The sequence below is a fragment of the Trinickia camelliae genome (genome assembly GCF_053525655.1).
Map to the genome: position 1 here is coordinate 305,285 of NZ_JBCHAA010000005.1, position 21,070 is coordinate 326,354.

General features: G+C 64.2%; 23 protein-coding genes. 11 read left to right on the top strand and 12 right to left on the bottom strand.

From position 1 onward, the window contains the following. Positions 1-16: 16 nt before the first annotated feature. Together AAHK20_RS11645 and AAHK20_RS11650 are read right to left on the bottom strand one after the other, a co-directional pair. Positions 17-784: a PP2C family protein-serine/threonine phosphatase gene (locus AAHK20_RS11645; RefSeq protein ID WP_449181596.1), complete on the bottom strand. Its 768-nt coding sequence runs from the start codon at positions 782-784 to the stop codon at positions 17-19. A gap of 31 nt (positions 785-815) precedes the next feature. Then, positions 816-1,100, bottom strand: coding sequence for a hypothetical protein (locus AAHK20_RS11650; protein ID WP_449181597.1), 285 nt, complete (start codon positions 1,098-1,100; stop codon positions 816-818). Between the two features lie 521 nt (positions 1,101-1,621). Here AAHK20_RS11650 and AAHK20_RS11655 point away from each other — a divergent pair. Next, complete coding sequence (locus tag AAHK20_RS11655; protein WP_449181598.1) at positions 1,622-2,143, top strand: lecithin retinol acyltransferase family protein; 522 nt, start codon at positions 1,622-1,624, stop codon at positions 2,141-2,143. A gap of 34 nt (positions 2,144-2,177) precedes the next feature. Further along, complete coding sequence (locus AAHK20_RS11660; RefSeq protein WP_449181599.1) at positions 2,178-2,441, top strand: hypothetical protein; 264 nt, start codon at positions 2,178-2,180, stop codon at positions 2,439-2,441. A 57-nt stretch (positions 2,442-2,498) separates the two neighbouring features. Here AAHK20_RS11660 and AAHK20_RS11665 read toward each other — a convergent pair whose 3' ends face one another. The 4 genes from AAHK20_RS11665 to AAHK20_RS11680 form a co-directional block, all read right to left on the bottom strand. Then, the gene (locus AAHK20_RS11665) at positions 2,499-2,732 is read right to left on the bottom strand and encodes a hypothetical protein (protein WP_449181600.1); all 234 of its coding nucleotides are present in this window, start codon (positions 2,730-2,732) and stop codon (positions 2,499-2,501) included. Between the two features lie 416 nt (positions 2,733-3,148). Then, entirely contained in the window at positions 3,149-3,433 is a 285-nt protein-coding gene (locus tag AAHK20_RS11670) for a DUF3303 domain-containing protein (RefSeq protein WP_449181601.1), read from the bottom strand. Between the two features lie 287 nt (positions 3,434-3,720). After that, positions 3,721-4,002, bottom strand: a complete 282-nt coding sequence (locus AAHK20_RS11675; protein WP_449181602.1) for a hypothetical protein — start codon at positions 4,000-4,002, stop codon at positions 3,721-3,723. Between the two features lie 88 nt (positions 4,003-4,090). Beyond that, the gene (locus tag AAHK20_RS11680) at positions 4,091-4,366 is read right to left on the bottom strand and encodes a hypothetical protein (protein WP_449181603.1); all 276 of its coding nucleotides are present in this window, start codon (positions 4,364-4,366) and stop codon (positions 4,091-4,093) included. A 500-nt stretch (positions 4,367-4,866) separates the two neighbouring features. Here AAHK20_RS11680 and AAHK20_RS11685 point away from each other — a divergent pair, with 500 nt between their 5' ends. After that, entirely contained in the window at positions 4,867-6,993 is a 2,127-nt protein-coding gene (locus tag AAHK20_RS11685) for a serine/threonine-protein kinase (protein ID WP_449181604.1), read from the top strand. Between the two features lie 15 nt (positions 6,994-7,008). After that, a complete protein-coding gene (locus AAHK20_RS11690; protein ID WP_449181605.1) occupies positions 7,009-7,860 on the top strand; it encodes an oxidoreductase in 852 nt (283 codons plus the stop codon). 47 nt (positions 7,861-7,907) lie between these two features. Here the strand turns inward: AAHK20_RS11690 and AAHK20_RS11695 are convergent, their stop codons facing one another. Both AAHK20_RS11695 and AAHK20_RS11700 read right to left on the bottom strand, forming a co-directional pair. After that, entirely contained in the window at positions 7,908-8,807 is a 900-nt protein-coding gene (locus AAHK20_RS11695) for a DMT family transporter (RefSeq protein WP_449181606.1), read from the bottom strand. A gap of 93 nt (positions 8,808-8,900) precedes the next feature. Then, positions 8,901-9,722 (bottom strand): AraC family transcriptional regulator, encoded by an 822-nt coding sequence (locus AAHK20_RS11700; RefSeq protein ID WP_449181607.1) that lies wholly within the window; start codon positions 9,720-9,722, stop codon positions 8,901-8,903. A 316-nt stretch (positions 9,723-10,038) separates the two neighbouring features. On the opposite strand from AAHK20_RS11700, the gene AAHK20_RS11705 reads away from it, so the two are divergent. Beyond that, positions 10,039-10,620, top strand: coding sequence for a phosphatase PAP2 family protein (locus AAHK20_RS11705; RefSeq protein ID WP_449181608.1), 582 nt, complete (start codon positions 10,039-10,041; stop codon positions 10,618-10,620). 24 nt (positions 10,621-10,644) lie between these two features. Here the strand turns inward: AAHK20_RS11705 and AAHK20_RS11710 are convergent, their stop codons facing one another. Both AAHK20_RS11710 and AAHK20_RS11715 read right to left on the bottom strand, forming a co-directional pair. Next, positions 10,645-10,965, bottom strand: a complete 321-nt coding sequence (locus AAHK20_RS11710; protein WP_449181609.1) for a type II toxin-antitoxin system PemK/MazF family toxin — start codon at positions 10,963-10,965, stop codon at positions 10,645-10,647. After that, positions 10,959-11,207, bottom strand: a complete 249-nt coding sequence (locus AAHK20_RS11715; protein WP_449181610.1) for an AbrB/MazE/SpoVT family DNA-binding domain-containing protein — start codon at positions 11,205-11,207, stop codon at positions 10,959-10,961. The genes AAHK20_RS11710 and AAHK20_RS11715 overlap by 7 nt, the downstream gene beginning before the upstream one ends. 427 nt (positions 11,208-11,634) lie before the next feature. On the opposite strand from AAHK20_RS11715, the gene AAHK20_RS11720 reads away from it, so the two are divergent. Continuing rightward, positions 11,635-14,277 (top strand): EAL domain-containing protein, encoded by a 2,643-nt coding sequence (locus AAHK20_RS11720; protein ID WP_449181611.1) that lies wholly within the window; start codon positions 11,635-11,637, stop codon positions 14,275-14,277. A 38-nt stretch (positions 14,278-14,315) separates the two neighbouring features. Here the strand turns inward: AAHK20_RS11720 and AAHK20_RS11725 are convergent, their stop codons facing one another. Then, entirely contained in the window at positions 14,316-14,936 is a 621-nt protein-coding gene (locus AAHK20_RS11725; protein ID WP_449181612.1) for a TetR/AcrR family transcriptional regulator, read from the bottom strand. Positions 14,937-15,264: 328 nt separating this feature from the next. On the opposite strand from AAHK20_RS11725, the gene AAHK20_RS11730 reads away from it, so the two are divergent. The 5 genes from AAHK20_RS11730 (at position 15,265) to AAHK20_RS11750 (ending at position 20,144) form a co-directional block, all read left to right on the top strand. Then, positions 15,265-16,677: a putative bifunctional diguanylate cyclase/phosphodiesterase gene (locus tag AAHK20_RS11730; RefSeq protein ID WP_449181613.1), complete on the top strand. Its 1,413-nt coding sequence runs from the start codon at positions 15,265-15,267 to the stop codon at positions 16,675-16,677. 236 nt (positions 16,678-16,913) lie between these two features. Continuing rightward, positions 16,914-17,228 (top strand): flagellar transcriptional regulator FlhD, encoded by a 315-nt coding sequence (locus tag AAHK20_RS11735; protein ID WP_449181614.1) that lies wholly within the window; start codon positions 16,914-16,916, stop codon positions 17,226-17,228. A gap of 178 nt (positions 17,229-17,406) precedes the next feature. Next, complete coding sequence (locus AAHK20_RS11740) at positions 17,407-19,293, top strand: sensor histidine kinase (protein ID WP_449181615.1); 1,887 nt, start codon at positions 17,407-17,409, stop codon at positions 19,291-19,293. A 184-nt stretch (positions 19,294-19,477) separates the two neighbouring features. Continuing rightward, the gene (locus tag AAHK20_RS11745; RefSeq protein ID WP_449181616.1) at positions 19,478-19,765 is read left to right on the top strand and encodes a hypothetical protein; all 288 of its coding nucleotides are present in this window, start codon (positions 19,478-19,480) and stop codon (positions 19,763-19,765) included. A gap of 100 nt (positions 19,766-19,865) precedes the next feature. Further along, a complete protein-coding gene (locus tag AAHK20_RS11750) occupies positions 19,866-20,144 on the top strand; it encodes a DUF1488 family protein (protein ID WP_449181617.1) in 279 nt (92 codons plus the stop codon). 65 nt (positions 20,145-20,209) lie between these two features. Here AAHK20_RS11750 and fnr read toward each other — a convergent pair whose 3' ends face one another. Further along, positions 20,210-20,986, bottom strand: coding sequence for a fumarate/nitrate reduction transcriptional regulator Fnr (gene fnr / locus AAHK20_RS11755; RefSeq protein ID WP_449181654.1), 777 nt, complete (start codon positions 20,984-20,986; stop codon positions 20,210-20,212). Between the last annotated feature and the right edge of the window lie 84 nt (positions 20,987-21,070).

Below are 21,070 nucleotides of genomic sequence, written 5' to 3' on the forward strand. Positions count from 1 at the left end.
CGCAGGGTCGCTGGGTTCAAGGCAACGCCGGATTCACGAGCGTCTTATCCGCCGCATACGGATCGTCGGCACGGATCACGATGGCGGAGATGTTGTCGCGTCCGCCTTCGTGCAGCGCCATTTCGACGAGCGCGTCCGTCGCTTGCCGGCAATCGCCGCCGGCCAGCGCGCTCACGATGCCGGTTTCGTCGACTTCGTTCGAAAGACCATCGCTGCACAGCAGGAACATGTCGCCGTCGTTGATTTCGACGCGCTGCTCGTCGAGCTCGAGCCAATCGGCCGCGCCGACAGCGCGCGTGATCAAGTGATGCGCCGGATGGTCGACGGCCTCTTCGGCGGTCAGATAACCCTGCGCCTTCAATTCCTCCACCTGGCTGTGATCGCGCGTGAGCTGCCGCAACTGCGCGCGCCGGTAGAGGTAGATGCGGCTGTCGCCGGCCCACAGCAGCCCGCAGTGACTGCCGCTGGCAATAAGCGCGGCCACGGTGCTGCCGATCGTGCGTACGCGCCGCGCCGCGGCTTCGTCGCGCAGCGTGCGGTTCACACGCTGCAGTTCGGCGCGCGCGGCGGCGATGAAATCCGCGAGGTTCTGGGGCACGACGATCGCCGCGAGCGCGTCGACGATCATCTGGCTCGCGACGTCGCCGGCCGAATGGCCGCCCATGCCGTCGGCGACGGCCCAGATGCCGTGCGCGGGAAGATCGAGGCAAGCGTCCTCGTTGATCGCGCGCACGAGGCCCACATCGGTGCGCGAGGCCGACGTCCAATTGAACTGAGTCAGCATGGCTGCCGCCTGGATCGGGTCATGCATCGGTTCATGTGAGAAGGCCGTTGTTTTTCCCGTTTTCGCCGGCGCTGACCGCGACGTTCGAATTGGGCGCGGCGTTGTTGACGTTGATATTCTCGACCTGATTGACGAGCTGGTTCGCGAAGATGTTGGTCTGATAGAAGTTGAGGACCGGGCCGACGCTCGCCACCGGTGGCGTAAACGGTTGAATCCAGCCGAAGACCCACGGCGCGCCTGCGCCGCGTATCAGCGACATGGCCTTGAGGTCCAGGTCGCGCTTCGTGTGAAGGTCGTTGATCGTGATGGCGGCCATGATGAGTCTCCGGATGGCGAGTGGCGATTGAGATGCGGCCAAGCCGCGTGCCCGCCATACGATGCAAGTGCCGTACCATGCGGCGCGCGGATCGTGACGATTGAACGCCGCCGCTTGGCCGTTCGTCGCGAGCCTCGCCGCATAAGGCGCGGCGACGCACTGCGTGGTTGGCCGCGAGTGATCGGCCGCTTGCCGTGCGGCGTGACGGTTGTGTCTCGACCAACACTGCGGCGATGCGCTGTGCGCAGCAATCCAACACCGCACCTGATGCGGTGGCTCACTCGATGAAGGCCTTGATCGCCGCCCGCCACGTGCGCCAAATGACGCGTGCGGCCCAACAGAACGCTCTGATAATCGTTGGGCCGGCGACAACAGAAAGCGGCGCGTGTTTCACCCATCCCATAGCAAACCCTTGTCAAACCAAGGCCGAAGCCTTTTGGCATGCCTGATGCAGAGTAGTTGGCAACCAGCAAACCCACGAGCCGCAAGGGTTGCCAACCGAAACGCAGATGGACACCGCCATGAGCCTCGATCTTCAACTCGCCGATGCCGACACCGCCCAAGCGGTTCGCAACGCCGCGCCAGCTGAACTCGCACTCGGCGCCCATCTCGTCACGCAGCGCGCCGGCTACAGCCATCACGGCATCTACGTAGGCAACGGCAAGGTCATTCACTACTCCGGTCTTTGCACGTCGCTGCATCGCGGTCCGGTCGAGGAAGTCACGCTCGAACGTTTCGCGGCAGGCCATCAAATCGTCATCGCGCACGACCGTCAAACGCGTTACTCGGGCATCGAAGCGGTCGAACGCGCGCGCTCCCGTCTCGGCGAAAACGACTACCGGCTGCTGACGAACAACTGCGAACACTTCTGCACGTGGTGCGTGTGCGGCAAGGGCCGCAGCGAACAAGTCCGCGCCTGTGTCCTGCATCCGGCAACGGCTGCCCGCGCTGTGACCGGAATGTGCCGCGCGCTGATCGCTGCTCGCCGCGCCGCGCGCCGCCAATACGTTCAATGTGCCGCTTGCGTCCTGCAAGCCGCTTGATTGCTCACCAACCGAGCGCCTTAAGGAGACGCAAATGGATACCCTTGCCGAAGCCAGCCGTATCACCCAATCCACCTTGCGCCGCCTCGTCGACAAGTGGCTCGCACCGACGCCTGCCGCGCCCGCTCGCGTGATCCGTTTCAGCCGCATGCCCATGCATCGGCGACGCTACGTCTGCATCGAGACCTCGCATTCGAGCGGCACGCTTTCGATCTTCTTTTTTCGACACGACGACGGGTCATGGTGCGTGTTTCCACCCGCAGCCGAGCGGCCGGCGATGTTGCGGCTGGCTTCGTAAGCGCTTCGTTCAAGCGGTGGAATGCGGCGCACTCGCGGCGCTTTCCGCTCTTCCGGGTTATCGCAGCAGCGTGGTGCGTGTGCGCTGCGCGACCGCTTCCGCAATCGGCGAGCGGCCTGCGAACTCACCTGCGAACTCACCTAGGCCCGCGGCGATCCGCAGTCCGGTAAACAACTGCGGCGCCAGCATCGTCTGATGCGCTTGCACCATCGAGCCGCCCGTGATGGCGGCCATCGCTTGTCTGTCCAAATCGACGCTTTCAACGAGATCGTTGATCACAAGAGTGCCCATGGTGGACTCCGCGAATCGGTAGGGGAATCGGGTAAGCGGCATCGCGTTCAAGCATGCTGCCGCGCGCCTTAAGGTTAGCTGAAGCTTCAATTCAGTATAGGCGCTCGTCACGCGCGGCAACGCCAAGCTATCGAGCGAAACAGCGCCGCACGCATCATTGGCAGGCTGTTGACCTATCCGCTGGCCACCGCGTACCACGCCATTCAGAAGAGCCGTTGCGGCGAATTTTTTCTGGCGATTTGGCGTGCAACTTCCATGATTCAATTGCAGCCATTTTTATTCTGGCCTGTTTTCACGTTCACAGCGTGTGGGTGGTGAGCGTTCGCATATCGAGCGCCTGCCGCACCTCTCAGGGTATGCCTTGCGAAGCGCGTGTCCGGGTCGAAGACCCTTAGCCGGCTTCGCGGCTGGCAGCCTCAATGCGAGGCAGCCTTGAGAGCAGTCAAAGCAGCGCCCAACTCCTCGTCGGTTAGCGCAGGAGCGGAAGTGAACGACAACAAGTCACCCCATTGAAGCATCATCGCCGCGAGCCCGCTCGTGTCGGTCGCTTCGACAATCGCAACGCCGGCCAACTCACCGACCACATGCCATCGCCCCACGAGCGTGACATTTTCAGGCGGACGGCCACCTGTTTCCAGGAATCGGTTGATCGCTGACTGTTGCACGCCGGGTTGACCCTTCCATTGAACGATGAACTTCATGGGAAACCCTCCTTTGGAGTTGACTACAGGGCTGGTGGCGCGACCACTCTGTCAGAACCGGCTCGCGTCATCTGCGAGAACCCATTCACAGTCACAGAGCGCGCTAACTCATCATAGGCGAGGGCACATGGGGTACTGATCTAAATGCAGTATTTGGTGGCCATAACCAAGCACTAGACGAGAAAGTCGGCGCCTAGGCGCCAAAAAAGCGCAAAACCATAGCTAAAACAGGCGATTGAGGCCGCGAGGCCCCGATCGCCTGAGTTCGGCCTGAGTTCGAACGGCGCTCAGAATCCGAAGCCGGTATTCGCGGTTTGCGAGGGACTGACGTTGAACCGGATCGGTCCGAGATCGGCGCCGAGCACGCCGATGTTGTTCAGCGCCGCGACTTCGATGTTCTGGACTTGGTTGATGTTCTGCGACACGCCGACATTGACGTTGATATTGGGGCTGCCCAGGCCGCCCAGGCCGCTGGGGCCCAGGTTGGCGACGCCGCCGCGAATCGAGGCCATGGCCTTGCGGTCGAGGTCCGGGCCGGGCGCGAGTTCGTGAATCACGAGGGATGACATGACGTTTCTCCGAGTGGGTCGAATCGGTTGCGGGAGCATGGTGCACCTCGAGGGCCTCGCGGCCTTCAAGGTGCACGACCATGCACGCTTAGTGGAAGTCGATCGTGTTTTTGGCGCTCTGCGACGGGTTGACCGTGCCTTTGATGTTCGACACGAACGCGTCGCCGTTGCCGACGTTGTTCTCGATGAGGTTGCTTTGGCCGATCGATTGCGCGGCGCTGAAGTTCGTCGTGTCGACATGCACGGACGGGTAGTACGACGGAAACGGATACAGGCCGGGCAGGTAGCCGCCGCGCACGGCGGACATTTCACGGGCGTCGAGTTCTTTAGCGACGGCGAGGTCTTCGATCATCAAGGTCTTCATGGCAGTTCTCCAAAGGCAGTCAGTAGGGCTTCGAGTGATTGAGCTGCAAGTATTGCGGGCTCGGCTCCTATACTGCATAGGGTGTGCCAGTTGTGAGCGAAGCGAGTGAGAAATGCTGCGGAGCCTTGAAACAAGGGGTTTTCGTGATGTCGAGAGGAGCGTGGCCGGCATGGAAAGCGGGTGTTCGATCGCGCGGATGACGGTCGTGATCCAACACAATCGACGCGGCGTGTTGGTCGTCTTGCGACATGCGCCATTCACGCGGCGTGGATTGCCTTTGCGCCGTGCAGGTAGTTCGGGCACCGATTGCACAAGGCGTTTGCGCAGACTAGTATCGATCGGAAAGCAAACCAATCCTTAAAGAAACGCGGCCGGTTTCGTCTAAGAGAGTGTGGCAACTGAGTGCGGCTATCCGCGTTTCCAGGTGCGTCGCGCATCGGCGCACCGGCGCATGTGATGTGCAACTGAAGCGCAACTGCAGCTGAGTGGAAGGCGTTCGAATGACAAGCCTTGCGCAGCTAATCCAAACCTTCCAGAGCGGGGCTCTGTCGCACGACGCGTTTTTCGACGAAATCGATCGCGCGCTGGCGGCCGACCACGCGAACGGCGTGCGGCTGCGTGAAGTGCTCGACGAGACGCAGACGAAAAAGCCGCTGCCCGGCGAGGTCTACGCGGAAGTCGTGCGCCATATCGAGCAGTTCTCGACCGGAAGCGATGCGGCGCTTGCCGATCGCGCGAGCGATGAAACGCGGGTCGTCGCGCCCGCTGCACCGCTGAACTCGCGCCCGGGAGCGCCGTCCGCCGGCGCGCAGGCTTTTCCAAGCAGCTTGCCCAATACCGATCCCGACTACGTGAAGGGCATCGGCGACACGCTGAACGGGCGCTTCGTGCTCGAAGAGTGCCTGGGCGTGGGCGGCATGGGCACGGTCTACAAGGCGCTCGATCTGCGCAAGCTCGAAGCCTCGGACCGCATGCCGTACATCGCGATCAAGGTGCTGAACGTACAGTTCCGCGGTCAGCCGACTTCGCTGATCGCGTTGCAGCGCGAAGCGCGCAAGGCGCAGACGCTCGCGCATCGCAACATCGTCACCGTGTACGACTTCGACCGCGACGGGCCGATGGTCTATCTTACGATGGAGTACCTGTCCGGCAAGCCGCTCTCGAAGACGTTGCGCGCGCCCGATTTCACCGGCATGCCCTATGAGAAGGCGTCGCCGATCATCAACGGCATGGGCCGCGCGCTTGCCTACGCGCACGAACGCGGCTTCGTGCATTGCGACTTCAAGCCGGCGAACGTGTTCATCACCGACGGCGGCGAAGTGAAGGTGATCGACTTCGGCATTGCGCGCGTGTTTCAGCGTCCGGACGAAGATACCGACGTCACGATCTTCGATCCCGCGAGCCTCGGCGGCATCACGCCCGCTTACGCGAGCCCCGAGATGTTCGAGCACCGCGAACCCGATCCGCGCGATGACGTCTATGCGCTCGCGTGCGTGACGTATGAGCTTCTGACGGGGCATCACCCGTTCAATCGCCTGGCCGCGACGCAGGCGAGAAGCGAGAAGATGCAGCCCGAGCGTCCGAAGAACCTCGACCGGCGGCAATGGAAGACGCTTAGCGAGGCGCTCTCGTTCGATCGCGCCACGCGCACGCCGAGCGTCGCGCGTTTTCTCGAAGGCATGGGGACGGAAAAGCATGTGGCGCCGGTGGCGTCCGCGATGCGCTCGGCGCCTTCAGTGCGTTCGACGCCGCCGCGGATTTCGCGCAAGGGGCTCGCTATCGGCGGCGGGGCGATCGTGGTCATGCTCGCGGGGTTTTGGTTCGGGTATCGGCAATTCGCAAGTCCGAGCGGCCAGCCCCCGCAGCAGCAATCATCGGGCACGATCGCGCAGGCGCCCGGCAATGCCGAATCTAAAACGCTCTCGCTCGCCGCCGTGACGCCTGTGCTCGACGGCCTGCCGTGTGCCGCGCTGAGCGCGTCGGTGGACGGCCATACGCTGAACGTGCACGGTTTCGTCGAAGCGCGCGTCGGGCGAGCGCAAGTGCGCGACGCGTTGAACGGCGTGCCGGGGCTCGCCACGCTGAATCTCGACTTGCGGCCGGTCGGCGCGCACAACTGCGATATCGTCAAGGCGCTCGCGCCGTACTGGAGCGCCAATCATCCGGCGGCCAACGCCAACCCGGCCACGGCCGCCGCGTCCGCGAGCGCGGCGACGATCCGCACGCGCGCGCCGAACGGGCAATTGAACGAAGGCGATGCGCTCGTCGTCGATATCACGACGCCAGGCTTCGATTCCTACGTCTACGTCGATTATTACCAGCTCGACGGCAGCGTCGCGCATCTCGTGCCAAGCAGCCGCGAAAAGGACAATCAGGCGCCGCCGAACTATTCGGCGACGATCGGCAGCGCGGGCGATTGGGTCATCGGCAAGCCGTTCGGCACCGAGATGATCGTGCTGCTCGTCACACCCGCGCCGCTCTTCGATACATTGCGCCCTGATGTCGAGCCGCGCGCCGACTATCTGTCGGCGGTCGATCAGCGCTTGAAGCAACTCGCCGCGAAATTCGGCGCGCCGCACGTCGTGGTCGATCTCGTTCAGATTACGACGCACGCAGGCAAACACTGACCAGGAACCTTCCCCATGACAGAAGAGCAACGCAAGCCCGTCTGGTTCATCACCGGCTGCTCGACCGGCTTCGGACGTGAAATCGCGCAGTACCTCCTCGAACGCGGTTATCGCGTGGTCGTCACCGCGCGCCATCCGGATCAAGTCGCGAGCCTCGCCAAGCAATACGAAGCGAACGCGCTCGCGCTTGCACTCGACGTGACCCGGCCGGAGCAGATCGACGAAAGCGTGCGGGTCGCGCTTGCGCGGTTCGGCCGTATCGACGTGCTCGTGAACAACGCGGGCGTCGGCTATTTCGGCGCGATCGAAGAAAGCGACAACGACGATGTGCGCAGCATGTTCGAAGTGAATTTCTGGGCGCTCGCCAACATGACGCGCGCCGTGCTGCCCGGCATGCGGCAACGGAAGAGCGGCCATATCGTGAATCTGTCGTCGGCGGGGGGCGTGCGCGGCAGTCCCGGAGTGGGCTTCTACAACGCGACCAAGTTCGCGGTCGAAGGTCTCTCGGAGGCATTGGCGCAAGAGGTGGCGCCGCTCGGCATCAAGGTGCTGATCGTCGAGCCGAGCGGGTTCCGCACGGACTGGGCGGGACGCTCCGCGAGCGAGCGGAGCGTGACGATCGACGACTATGCCGAGACGGCCGGCGCTCGCGTACGCCAGATTCGCGAGCGCAGCGGCCGCCAGCCGGGCGACCCGGTGCGCGCGGCGGCCGCGATCCTGAAGGCGGTGGAGTCCGAGCAGCCGCCGTTGCGCCTCCTGCTGGGCCGCGCGGCGCTCGAAGCCGGGCGCGGCAAGATCGAAACGCTGCAGCGCGACTTCGACGCGTGGGCGGAAACGACCGAAGGCGCCGACGCTCCGCCTCAGTAACCGCGTCCGGCACGGCGCTGGCGTCACCGCGCATCAAGGTTCGTGCCTCACGGTTCACTCACGCGTCGTCTTAGCTCGGGCAACGCCGTCAATGCCACGGCGGCGATCACGAGCACCAGTCCGGCGACGAGCGGCATGCCCACGCGCTCGCCGAGCAACGCCGACGAGAGGACGACGGCCGCCACCGGCGCCACCGCCGTAAAGAGCGACGCTTCGGCGCCAGTTACACGCGACGAGCCCGCATACCAGAGCCAAAAGCCGAGCACGGTCGGCACCAGCGCGTAGTACGCCACGCCGAGGAACGCGGGCGCATCGAGCGCGACGCGGCCGTGCGCGACATCCCACAGCGCGAACGGCAGCGACGTCGCGAGCCCAAGACAACTCATCATCGTCGACAGCGCAAGCGGCGGGAGCGGCACGCGCAGGCGCTTGTTGAGCAGGATGAACACGCTTTCGCAGAACACGGCCATGAGAATCAGACCGTCTCCCGCGAGTGAATGGGCGCCGGCGGGGCCGGTGCGATCGGTGGCGACGACGAGCACGCCCGCGGTCGCGAGGCCGATCGACACCAGCATCTTCGGTGCAAGCTGCTCGCGCAGCAGCACGGCCGCCGCAATGGCGGCGACGGCGGGCAAGGTGCCGACCATGATGCCGGCGTCGGCGGCGGACGTGAGCTTCGTGCCCGCGATCAGAAACACCGTGTAGCCGACGCTGCCCGCAGCGGCCTGCGCGAGCAGCAGGAGGCGGTCGTGCCGGTCGGGCTTCGGCCAGGCGGTGCGCGTCGCCAGCATCAACGCGACGAACACCGGCAAGGCGATGGCGAAACGCAATGCGGTCGCCGCAAACGGCGAAAAACCCATGCCGATGACTTTGCTGGCCACCACCGTGCTGCCGACGGTGGTCATCGCCAGCGCGAGGCAAAGATAGGCGCGATACCTGTGTGACATGTCCGGGCTCCGTGAAAAGGAAGCCCAGTGTGCCGAGGGGCGTAGAAGCGCTCTTGGACGGATGTGCGAGCGCTTAGGGTCGCTCAGGGTCGCTCAGCCCATCGACAGTGCGTACGTGCCCGGCGACACGCCGAAGATGCGCAAGAACCAGCGATTGAGGTGGCTCTGGTCGTAGAAGCCCGCGGCGAGCGCCGCCTCGGCCAGCGGTGCCCCGCTCTTGATCAGCCGGCGGGCGAGGGCGATGCGCCGCTGCAGGATGTACGCATGCGGCGCGAAGCCCAGTTCGCGAATGAAGTTGCGATGGAGCTGATAGCGGCTTACACCCGCTTCGTCCGCGAGCGCGGCGAGCGTGAAAGGCGCGGCCGGATCGGTATCGATGCGCTCCTTCGCGCGGCGGATCGATTGACCGGAAGGCGCGATGCGCTGCGACGGGACGAGGCGTTGGCGCAGGTGCGCGGCGAGTTGCAGGAGCGCCGCTTCGCAAGCCATTGCGTCGAGCGGCGCGCTGTCACTCGCGCCGTCGCTGGTCGCGTGCGCAAAGAGGGAGTTGAAAAGGCCCTGCAGAACAGGGTCGATCGCAACGGCTGCGGGAAAATCGAACGGGCGCTCCACGCCTTCGAGCACGTCGCTTTGCGCGTCGAGCATCAGCGTCGGATCGAAATACAGCATGCGCCACGTGCGCGATGCACCGCCGCTCGCGCGTCCGTCGTGCACTTCGCCGGGATTCACGAAGATCAGATTGCCCGGACCGGCTTGCACTTCTTTGCCGTCGCTCGCCGACGCGTGCACGCCGCGGTCCATGACACCGATGCCGTATTGGTCGTGCGTGTGGCGCGGGTAGCTCTGCGCGCTTTCGGCGCGCATCGCGTCCAGCCCGGCGAGGCAAGTCTTCTGATACTGGATGTGGTGGACCATCGACGTTTTCCTCTCGGCGGACGGCTCCGGAATGCCGGCTAGTGTAGCCCGCTTGCGCCGGGTCCGCGCTCGGCGTGTGCGGCTGTACGCGGCGCCTGATTGCGTCACTGTGTGCATAAGTTTTTCTTCAGGATCGCGGCGTAAACTCGCTTCGACGGTCGGGGAGGGAGTGCATTGCCCGATCGTTTGCCAGATGCGGGCCGCCGCGCGGCAGTCGCATGACATCGCCACGCAATGCTTGTTCGGCGAGGTCTCTATGGATCGGAAGACGTCTCGACTGTGTCGCCGGCTCAAACGGTGCGGCGCCGGGGTCGTCTTGGGATCTTACGTGGCGCTCGCGCATGCCGGCGGTGGCCCGCTCGGCATCGATCACGAAATCGGCAAGGACGAGAGCGGCATCTGGAATCGCAACGTCCAGCTGGCGTTGGAGTACAGCGTGGTGGCGACCGAACTGGGCGGGGCGTTCTGGCTCGGCAACGACGACGAACTCGGTCACACCTTCTGGCAGACGCTCGATGCGTCGGCGATTTCCGCGCTTGCCGCGCACGCGATGCAGGCCGGGTTCGGGCGCGAGCGTCCGAGCGAGCAGCAAGGTCCGAATCAATGGTTCAGCGGCGGCCACAGTTTCCCGAGCGGTGAAGTCACGCTGCAGGCGAGCTTCGTCACGCCGTTCATCGTCAACTACGCGGGGCGCGACCCATGGATCTGGGCGCTCGAACTGCTGCCCGCCTACGATTCGGTTGCGCGCATGAAAAGTCAGGCGCACTGGCAGACCGACGTGCTCGGCGGCTGGGCATTGGGCACGGCGGTCGGGTATGTGAGCACGCTGTACCAAACGCCGCTCTTCGTGCTAGTCCTGCCGCATGGGTTTACGGTGGGGATTTCGAAGCACTTCTAGAGCGAAGTGCTCTTGCGGTCTTTCCTATTCCGCAAAGACTTCCTGCAATGTACGCAGCGTGTCCAACAACGTTTTACCGCTAACGGCTCCCTCTTTTTTCATCAGCCGCAGTTTGTCGACTGCGCGAAGCTGATCCAAAAGGATCAAACCGCGTTTCCGCTTGAACGTCACCGGAATTCGAAAGGGCGCTGGACGACCCTTCGAGGTCATGGGAGCCACGATGACCGTACGCAAATGATCGTGCATTTCAGGAGGGGAGACGACGACGCAGGGCCGCGTCTTTTGAATCTCGCTTCCCATCGTCGGGTCGAGCGAAACCAGCCAGACTTCGCCGCGCACTACCATGAGAGCTCCGCATCGTCGGCGTTTCCGAATTCGCCCATCACCAAGGCGTCGTCACCGCTTTGCGCGATGGTTTTGCTCGCTTCCGCCCATCCCTCACGGGCTTTGTGGCGAGGGCGCCGCAACACGATCGCATCGTTTTCGACTTCCATTTCCACTTCGTCCACCAATCCCAATTGCGTGAGGAACGGCTTGGGGATCAGCACGCCTTGCGAGTTTCCCATTCTGCGAATCGTCGTTTTCATGTTTTCACCGTAGGTACAATGTTATGCCGCCGTGTGACATGCGTAGGCACAATGTTATTACATGGGTTGCCGCGTGTCACCGTCCGAATCGCTCGGATACCCTCTTTCCGCAGACAATTCCCCGCATTCGTCTGACACTATTTGACGCTCCCGTCACCCTTCAGAATTTCCCGACGCAGTCGTTAGTACGTTTGCGCCGGTGACGAGTGATTGCTTCCATTCGCCAAATCCGTGTTGTCGAACCGACGCCGACCGCGTGTCGCTATCTATCGCACGCGTGCTGCAGCGGTTTCGCACGGGCCGAGCTCGCACGCTCGCTGCCGGCGCACGCATCGAAACGTATCGAACGCATGCTTGCGCCATGACCCAGCCATCAGCCGCCGTTGCTGCTTGTCCCTCTGCCCGGAATTCGGCAGACGAATCGACCTTGCCGCCGAACGGCCCGCTCACCGAAAGCCAGGCGCGCGAGACCCTGATCCAGACCTTGGAGCAGGCGGTCGACGCCGTCGTCGTGATCGACGCGAACAATTGCGTCACGCTGTTCAACGCGTCCGCCGAAGCGCTATGGGGCTATCCGCGCGCCGACGTACTCGGACGCAACGTCAGCATGCTCGTACCGCGCGGCATTCGCGGGCAGCACGACCAATACGTCGACGCGAACCGCGATACCGGTTCGAACCGCATCGTCGGAACGAGCCGCGAAGTCGTGATCGAACGCGTCGACGGCACGGTGCGGTGGGGATCGATGTCGATCTCGAAGGTCTATACGGCGGCGGGCGTTCTCTATACCGCGTTCATCCGCGACGTGACCAGCGAAGTGAAGCGGCGCGAAGAGCGGCGGCTCCTTTCGCTCGCGGTCAACGAGACCGACAGCGCGATCATCGTCGTGGGTCCCGACGGCCGCACCATCTACATCAACGACGGCTTCACGCGCATGCTCGGCTACGAGCTCGCCGACATGTACGGCAAGATTCCGAGCCGCGTCGTGAGCGGGCGCTACACCGACGACAAAACGCTCGAGTACATCGGCGAGCGGCTCGCCGCGCGCGAGAGCTTTCGCGTCGAAATCCTGATTTACGACCGCAGCGGCAAGCCGTTGTGGATCCAGGCCGTCGTCAACGTCGTCAACGACGAGTACGGCACCTGCAAGAACATGGTGGGCGTGTGGACCGACATCACGAACACCAAGATGCACGAGGTCCTGCAGCAGAAAGTGCTGAATGCGATGGCGCGCGAGGCGCCGGTCCTCAACGTCATGCTGCTGATCTGCCTCGAAGTCGAGCGCATCGCGCCGGAGATCGTCGCGTCGATCTGCAACATCGACCAGGACGGCCGGCTCTGGACGCTCGCGGCGCCGAGCTTGGCCGCGGCGTACACGAAGGCCATCGACGGGCTCGACGCCGGCCCCGGGATGCAAGCGTGCGGGGTCGGCACGTTCGGCGGCAAGCTCATGGTGTTCGCGGACGCGCCCGAGGATTCGTGCTGGGCGAAACTCAAGGAACCGGCGCGAGCAAGCGGACTCGCGCAGTGCTGGTCGCACGCAATCCGCTCGAGCGACGGCCGCGTGCTCGGCAAGCTTGCCTTCTATTACCGCGAGACGCGCGAGCCTGACACGCTGCATCGCCGGCTCATCGACGTCAGCTTGAATCTCTGCGCGCTGGCGCTCGAACGCGAAGCGAGCAAGGAGAACATCCGGCGCCTCGCGTTCTACGACAGCTTGACGGGCTTGCCGAACCGCGGCTTTCTGATCGCGCATACGGAGTCGCTGCTCGCCAACGCGGCGCGCACGAACAACACGCTCGCGGTGCTGTTTCTCGATCTCGACCGCTTCAAGCACGTCAACGATTCGCTCGGGCACACGGCGGGGGATGTCTTGCTCTGCGAAGTCGCGCAACGGCTCAAAGGGTGCCTGCGCGCGCTGGATTTTGTCGCGCGCCTGTCGGGAGACGAGTTCGTCGTCGTGCTCTCGCCCTGCGATGCGGGAGCCGCGACCGCGCTTTGCGAGCGCATCATGGCCGAGCTGCAGGAGCCGGTGATGGTCGGCAGCACGGCGCTGCGGCCGACCGCGAGCGTCGGCATCGCGATCTTCCCGCAGCACGGCCATGACATGAACACGCTGCTGCTGCACGCCGACATGGCGATGTATCAGGCGAAGTCGGCGGGGCGTCATCGGTTTTCGGTGTTCACGCCGGAGCTGAACCGCGTGGCGCAGGACCGCTTGAAGTTCGAAATGGCGTTGCGCGCCGCGCTGCATGCCGATCAATTGCAACTGCACTATCAGCCGCAAGTGCGCTTGAGCGACGGCGGCATCTACGGGGTCGAGGCGCTGGCGCGCTGGCATCACCCGGAGTTCGGCGTCGTGCCGCCCGACCGCTTCGTGCCGCTCGCCGAGGAATGCGGCTTCATCACCGAGCTCGACCACGGGATCTTGCAGAAGGCGTGCCGCCAATTGTCGGAATGGCGCGCCGCCGGCATCGTCATCCCGCACGTGTCGGTCAACGTGTCGCCGACGACCTTTCGCGACCGCCACCTTCCCGCGCTCATCGCCAAGACGCTCGCGGCTTGCGGGTTGTCGCCGCGCGATCTGGTGCTAGAGGTGACCGAGAGCGTCGTGCTCGACAACGCCTCGGGCGGGCTCGCGACGCTGAAGCTGGTGCACGAGCTTGGCGTCGGCTTGTCGATCGACGACTTCGGCACCGGCTATTCGAGCTTGAGCTATTTGCACCGCTTACCGGTCGACGAGCTGAAGCTCGACAAGAGCTTCGTGCGCGAGCTCGAAACGGACGAGGGCGCGCGGGCGCTGGCCGGCGCGGTGACGGGAATCGGCACGAGCCTGCGCTTGACGATCGTGGCCGAAGGCGTGGAAAACGACGCGCAGCGGCGCATTCTTCAAGAGCAAGGCTGTCAGGTCGCGCAAGGCTATTTCTTTGCGCGCCCGATGCCCGCTGCCGCGTTGACGGCGTGGATGCAGGGCCGCGCTCGTGATGCCGTGTCCCGCATCCGCAGCCTCGGTGATTTCATCGGGGACGTCGATTCGGAAACGCAGACCGATCTCGATCAGGCCAACTGAGCGGCTGAGCGGCTGAGCGGCGAGCGGCGGCTCGAGCGTCAGCGCTTGGCGGGCTTGCGGCTGCGCGTTGAACTGGCGGAGGCGGGCTTCTTTGCGGCGGCGCCAGGCGTCCACCGGCTTGGGTCCAGCAGACAGTCGAAGAGACGCTCGCGCTCAGTCGCGGTCAGCGGAGACAGTCCGAGCAGGGTGCTCAGCACGAGACCTTGAGCGGCTTGCCAGCGCAACAGCGCGAGGTCCGGATCGGTTGCCTCGGCCTTGATGCGCTCCAGACTTTTCGCGGCGGCCTCGCGGTTTCCGGCGAGCAGGTCGGGGTTTTCGATGAGCGCCGCGATGATCGCGAGCGTGACGGAGTTCGACTGCGCGGCGGCTTCGCGCGACGTCGCGATCTGCGCCATCAATGTCGCTTCCGCGTGGTCCGTGCCGAGCGTCGCCAGATAGTCGCGCGAGAATTTATCGAAGTATTCGGTCTGGTACGCGAGCAGGGCCTTCAGGATTTCGTCCTTCGAGCGGAACTGATGCATCAGCCCGCCTTTACTGATCCCGCTCTCGCGCGACAGGGCTTCGAACGTGAGCTTGCCCGGGCCATCGCGGGCAATGATGGCGAGCGCGGCCTGGATGGCGGCGTTGCGGGATCGTTCCGAGCGGCTGGGATTGTCCATGGGTTCGTGGTTGGGCGAGGCGAGTCCGCGGCTTGGGCAGAGTGGCCAGGCTGGCCGTCAAAACCAGCGATTATGTCCTTTTTTGGCGCGCGGCTGCACGAATGCGTGAGTGCGCTAACCGGAGCGCGCCGACACGCGGTGCGCTCCGCAATCAGGAATCCCCTACGAAATTTTCAGGATTCGATGGCCCGCCGGGGCCCTCTTGAGGCGCCGAAGCCGTGCCGTATACAAGGCATAGGGACGTCGATCGCGCCTGGCTCGGGGCGCATCGGAGCGCTCTCCCTGATTCCCGGCTCCTTCCCGCAACCACACAGGACGCGCTTCGCGTATGACCGACATCGTGAGCTTGACGCCCGCAGCCGTGCTCGCGCTTTGTGCAGGCGGCGCCATCTGCGTGGCGATCGGCCGTGACGTGAGACGCGCGGCTCGCTACCGCGAGAAAGTGGGCGAACTGCTGCGGTTCGATCCGCTGACCGGCTTGCCTAATCGCACGCTGCTGCGCGAGCGGCTCGAGGCAGCTTTGGTAAGCGCTGCGAAAGGCAAGCGCCAGGTCGGGCTGATCCAGCTCGGTCTCGACAGCTTTCGCGATGTCAACGACGTGCTGGGCCACGACTGCGGCGACCGCCTGCTCTCCATCGTGGCGAAGCGCCTCGTGCGCGGCATGGCGCGGGGCGACACGGTCGCGCGCTTGTCGGCCGACGAATTTGCGATCGTCGTTTCGTTCGCGGACGAGGACTTCGACCTCGCGTTCGTGGCGAGCCGCTTTCTCGTCGCGCTCTCGGGGCCGATGCTCGTCGACGGGCGTGAGGTCTTCGTCACCGCGAGCATCGGCGTGGCGCGCTACCCGAAGGACGCGCTCGACGCGTCCGAATTGCTGCGCTTTGCCGACGCGGCGATGATGTCGGCGAAAAAGCGCGGCGGCAATCGCTTCTGCTTTCATGACGTCGAGGCCGCGCGCGCCGCAGCCGAACGCATGGAACTGGGCCATGCGCTGCGCGCGGCGCGCGAGCAGGGGGAGCTGGCGCTCTTGTTCCAACCGGTCGTCGGGTTGCCGGATGGGCGCTTGCTCGGCGCGGAGGCGCTGTTGCGCTGGGATCATCCGACGCGCGGCCGGCTCGCCCCCGACCAGTTCATCGGCGTGGCCGAGGCGAACGGCACGATCGTCGAGATCGGCGCGTGGGTGCTCGTCAAGGCATGCGAGTATGCGGTGCGCTGGAACGCGCTCTCGGCGGTGGTGTTGCGCGTGTCGGTGAATGTGTCGGCACGTCAGTTCGTCATGAACGAATTCGCGCAGACCGTGCGCGAGGCGCTGACGACGACCGGCTGCGCGCCGCAGTGGCTCACGGTCGAAATTACCGAAAGCCTGCTGCTCGAGGACAACTTCCAGGTCCGCCGCACGCTCGAGGACTTGAGCCGCTTGGGCGTGGCGATCGCGATCGACGATTTCGGCACGGGCTACTCGGCGATGAGCTACCTCGGCAAGTTTCCGATCGACATGCTGAAAATCGACCGCTCGTTCGTGCGCGATCTCGGCACCGACGCGAAGATGCTCGCGCTCGTCAAGGCGATCATTTCGGTGGCGGGGGCGCTGTCGCTCGACGTCGTCGCGGAAGGGATCGAGACCAAGGCGCAGGCCGATGCGCTCGCGGCGCTCGGCTGCGGCAAGGCGCAAGGCTACTGGTTCGGCCGGCCGATGCCGGCTGCGAGCTTCGACCAGCGCTTGGAGATGGCGCTGCATTGATGGTTGTGCGCGCAACTATCATGTTCGCGGCATCCCCGCTAGCCGAATTCGACGTCAGGATTTCCTGATAAGCGGTTCAGCCAAGAGCCGGGGCATTTTCCGGCGTTCCTGACTTTGCGGCGCCCATTGCGCGTCTAAGATGAAATCGTCAAGCGGGCACGCTTGCGGCGATTCCCAAATTTTGTCTTTCCTCTCGCTTTCTGCTTCGAATTCGCCCCGGCGGCAAGGAGCGCTAAATGAACTTCGGCGATACGCTTGAATCGATTCGCGAGATCAATTTCTTGTACTTGTCGGTGGCGCAGCGGCTGTTGCACGCGGACAGGGCAGCGGGAATCGCGTGCTTCGGACTGTCGCCGGAGGCCGCGGACGTGATCGCCACGCTGACGCTTGCCCAGCTCACGCGGCTTGCGGCGTCTTCGCAAATCCTTTGCGCTTTCGGGCAGCGCAGCTGCGCTCTCCTCGCGATGCTCGCGCACGATGGCGGCAACGCTCGCGATGTCAACGGGCCGGCTGGCGTGGAGGCAAGCGCGCCGCTGCCGGTCGCATCCTGACCTTTCATCCAGCTTCCTGCCGCGAATTTTCGCGCAGTGTCACACGGCTTTTTATTGGCGAGCGTACTCTTCTCGGCTTTGCGCACACTCACTGGGGCATCTAAGCGCGTATGCTTTGTGAAGCATGATTCGCGCCGATCGCCGCGGCCGGCGGAGCGGGCGCGCGAGTGAGCAGCCGATGAACGAAGTCCCGAAGACATCGATAACGGACGCTATCCAAGACGAACTGGAGCGCCAGAATGCTGCGCTGCGGGAAGACCGCGACGAGCTCCAGCGGCTCGTCGCGCAGCGCACAGAAAACCTCAGCCTGACGAGCTTCGCGCTCAGCCAGGTACGCGAGGCCGTCTACCTGATCGCCGAGGATGCGCGTTTCGTCTACGTGAACGAGGAAGCGTGCCGCGCGCTCGGCTACGGCCTCGACGAGCTGCTGCAGATGACCGTCATGGACATCGACCCTGGCTGGGACAAGCAACGGTGGGACGAATCCTGGCACGAGACGCGCGGCCCCGGCCCGCATTTCATCGAGAGCGCGCACCGCCGCAAGGACGGCAGCACGTTCCCCGTCGAAATCCGCGCGAACTACTTCGAATACCTCGGCAAGCGCTACGACCTCGCGCTCGTCTCCGACATCACGGAGCGAATGGACGCGCGGGAGCGCTTGCACGCGAGCGAGCAGGCGTTTCGCGCCGTCGTGGAGCATGCCCGCGACTACATCGCCCGCTACGACCTCGAGTTGCGCCGCGTCTACGTCAACCCGGCGCTGCTCGCGCTGATGCAGTTGCCGTCGAGCGAAGTGCTCGGCACCACGCCCTCGGAGCTGTCTTCGTTCGCCGATGCGCGGCGATACCTCGCAGCGCTGCGCCAAGTGGCCGAGACCGGTCAGGAAGTCACCGACGAAGTGTGCTTGCGCGATGCCGCGGGCCAGATGCGCTGGGGACATATGCGCATCGTTCCCGAGTTCGCGCCGGACGGCAGCGTCGCGAGCGTGCTCGCGATCTGCCGCGACATCGACGAGTTGAAGCGCAGCGAGAGCGCCTTCCGCACGCTCGCCGAAAACGCGCCGGACCCGATCATCCGCTACGACCGCGACTGCCGGCGCACCTACGTGAATCCGGAGTTCGAGCGCGTGAGCGGAATGTGCGCCGGCGAACTGCTTGGCGAGAAGGCCGGTCACCAAGTGCCCTACGCGCCGGCCGCGGTGGTGGAGGAGTTTCGGGCACAGGTGAAGGCGATCTTCGACACCGGCGTCGCGGCGAAGCTCGAGGTCATATGGGAACGCGATGGCAAGCCGCAGTGCTGGTCCGTGCATGCGGTTCCCGAGTGCGGCGCGGATGGCGGGATCCAGAGCGTGCTGACCGTGTGGCGCGATATCACCGAGCGCAAGGCCGGCGAGCAGCGCTTGCGCGAGTCGTATGAGTTGCTGCGTGAATTGGCGTCGCGTCGCGAAACGGCGCGTGAGGACGAGCGCAAGCGCATCGCGCGGGAACTGCATGACGAATTGGGCCAGCATTTGACCGCGCTGCGCTTGGGGGCGTCGGCTGTGCGCATGCAGTTCGGCCAGGACAATCCGGCGCTTGCCGAACACATGCAGACGATGCTCGCTCTGACTGACGAGACCATGCAGGTCGTGCGCGACGTGGTCGCGTCGCTGCGTCCCGCCGTGCTCGATGCGGGCATCGGGGCCGCGCTCGAATGGCTCGCTGCCGAGTTCTCGCGCAACGCGCGCATTCCGTGCCGCTTGTGCGCGCCGCAGACGAGCGTCGTGCTTTCGGAGGAGCGCGCCACGGCGCTCTTTCGCATCGTGCAAGAGGCGCTGACGAATGTCGCGCGGCACGCCGACGCGACCGAGGTTTGCATCACGCTCGAACGCAGAGGCGGCGAGTGCTTTCTCGAAGTGCGCGATGACGGCCGTGGCTTCGATCCTGAGGCGCCCCATCGAAAGTCGTTCGGACTCGCCGGCATGAAGGAGCGGGTGTTGATGCTCGGCGGAGAGATCGCGGTCGTCAGTTCACCGAATCGGGGTACGGCGATCAACGTGCGGGTGCCGGTGGCGGTGCCGGTTTGAGAACGCGCCCGACCATGAATCTGAATTGACCCATATCAATTGCCAAATCACGCGACCGGAGAAGATGAAGTCTCGGATTCGAGCAATGGCTATCCTTAGGCATGCAACGGAAAGGCAGTGCGAAGTCGACACTGTCCATCGACGTTCTTGCGCCATCGAGACGATACGGTTGTGGAGGTGGTGCATGGGAGTGGGCATGCAGATCGTGTACCTCGGGTTTGCGGGGGCGGCACGCATCGAAGCGGAGGCCGGCGCGCAACTCGTGCGCCTTGAGCGGTTTTCCCGGCGCCTTAGTGATTGTCATCTGGCCATTGAAGCGATGCGCGGTGCGGGTGGCCTCACTTACGACGTGCGGCTAGATCTGATCACGCATCCAGGCGAGTTGGTTCCGCTGCCGCATTACATGAGCGAGGACCCGGAAGCTGCGGTGCGGGCGGTATTCGATGCCGCGGAACGGGCGCTGTCACAGTGAGTGTAAAGACGCAGCCAGGCTTCCAATTGACGCACGTCAATTGCGTCTCCCGCTTACGAATCACACTGTGCACAAGAGCTATCCGCGTAAGGAGATCGCCGTGCATATCCAATTTCCCGACGAGGCGCCGCAGTACTGCGGACCGAACCTCGTGCTCACGTTTCCCGTACTCGTCGACGGCAAGCGCGTCGACTGTTCGATTACCGCCGAAGCCCTCGAGGACCATTTCGGCGCCCAGTCGTCGCGCGAGGACGATGTGCTGCGCGCATTCGAGTGCCACCGGCATAAGATCCACCATGCGGCTTGCAGGCTGCTATACGAGGTGGGCAAGAAGCCCGTGATACTGCGCAGCGGCTATTTCCGCTTTTACGAGTGTTAAAAAAACGGCGCGATTGCGCCGTCAAGACCTACCCACAGAAGTTTGCCTAAAAGCGCTCCCGCGCATCAAACCTGCGCGAGCCTTTCGAAATCCACGATACGGATCTGCTTGCCGCGCGTATCGAGGATGCCTTCCTTCTGGAACTTCGAGAACATGCGGCTCACGGTCTCGAGCTTCATGCCGAGGTAGCTGCCCATTTCTTCACGCGTCATTCGCAGGTAGAACTCGGATGCCGAGTAGCCGCGCGCCTTCATGCGCTGCGAGAGATTGATCAGAAAAGCCGCCAGGCGTTGCTCGGCGCTCATCGTGCCGAGCAGCATCATGATTCCCGATTCCCTGACGATCTCGCCGCTCATCATCCGGTGCACATGATGCTGCATGGTGCGGATCTCGCGGCACATGCCTTCGAGCGGGCGGAACGGAATGATGCACACGCTGCTGTCTTCGAGCGCGATGGCATCGCAGCTGTGACGTTCATGGCAGACGCCGTCGAGTCCGAGCGTATCGCCGATCAGATGAAAGCCGGTCACTTGCTCGCGCCCGTCGCGATGCATGATGACGGTCTTGAACGATCCCGTGCGCACGGCGTAGATGCTTTGAAAATCGTCATTCGCTCGATAGAGCGATTCTCCACGCTTGACCGACCGCGTCGAATAGATCAAGGAGTCGAGCTTGGCCAATTCCGGCGCGGACAAATCGGCTGGCATGCACACGGCCCGCATTGCGCAGCCTGAACAGCGTGCCGACGCGCGCTTTGCCTGCGCCTCTACGGCGGCGAACGTGGTGAGCGGCGGACGGGCGACAGCAGCAACATCGCCGGCATGTCCCACTTCGTTAAACATGACGACCTCCTGGGGGCAATCGATGAAACTGGCGGCCCGGGCGCGAGCAATGCGCGCAATCGTGTCCCTGGCGAGATCGAACTC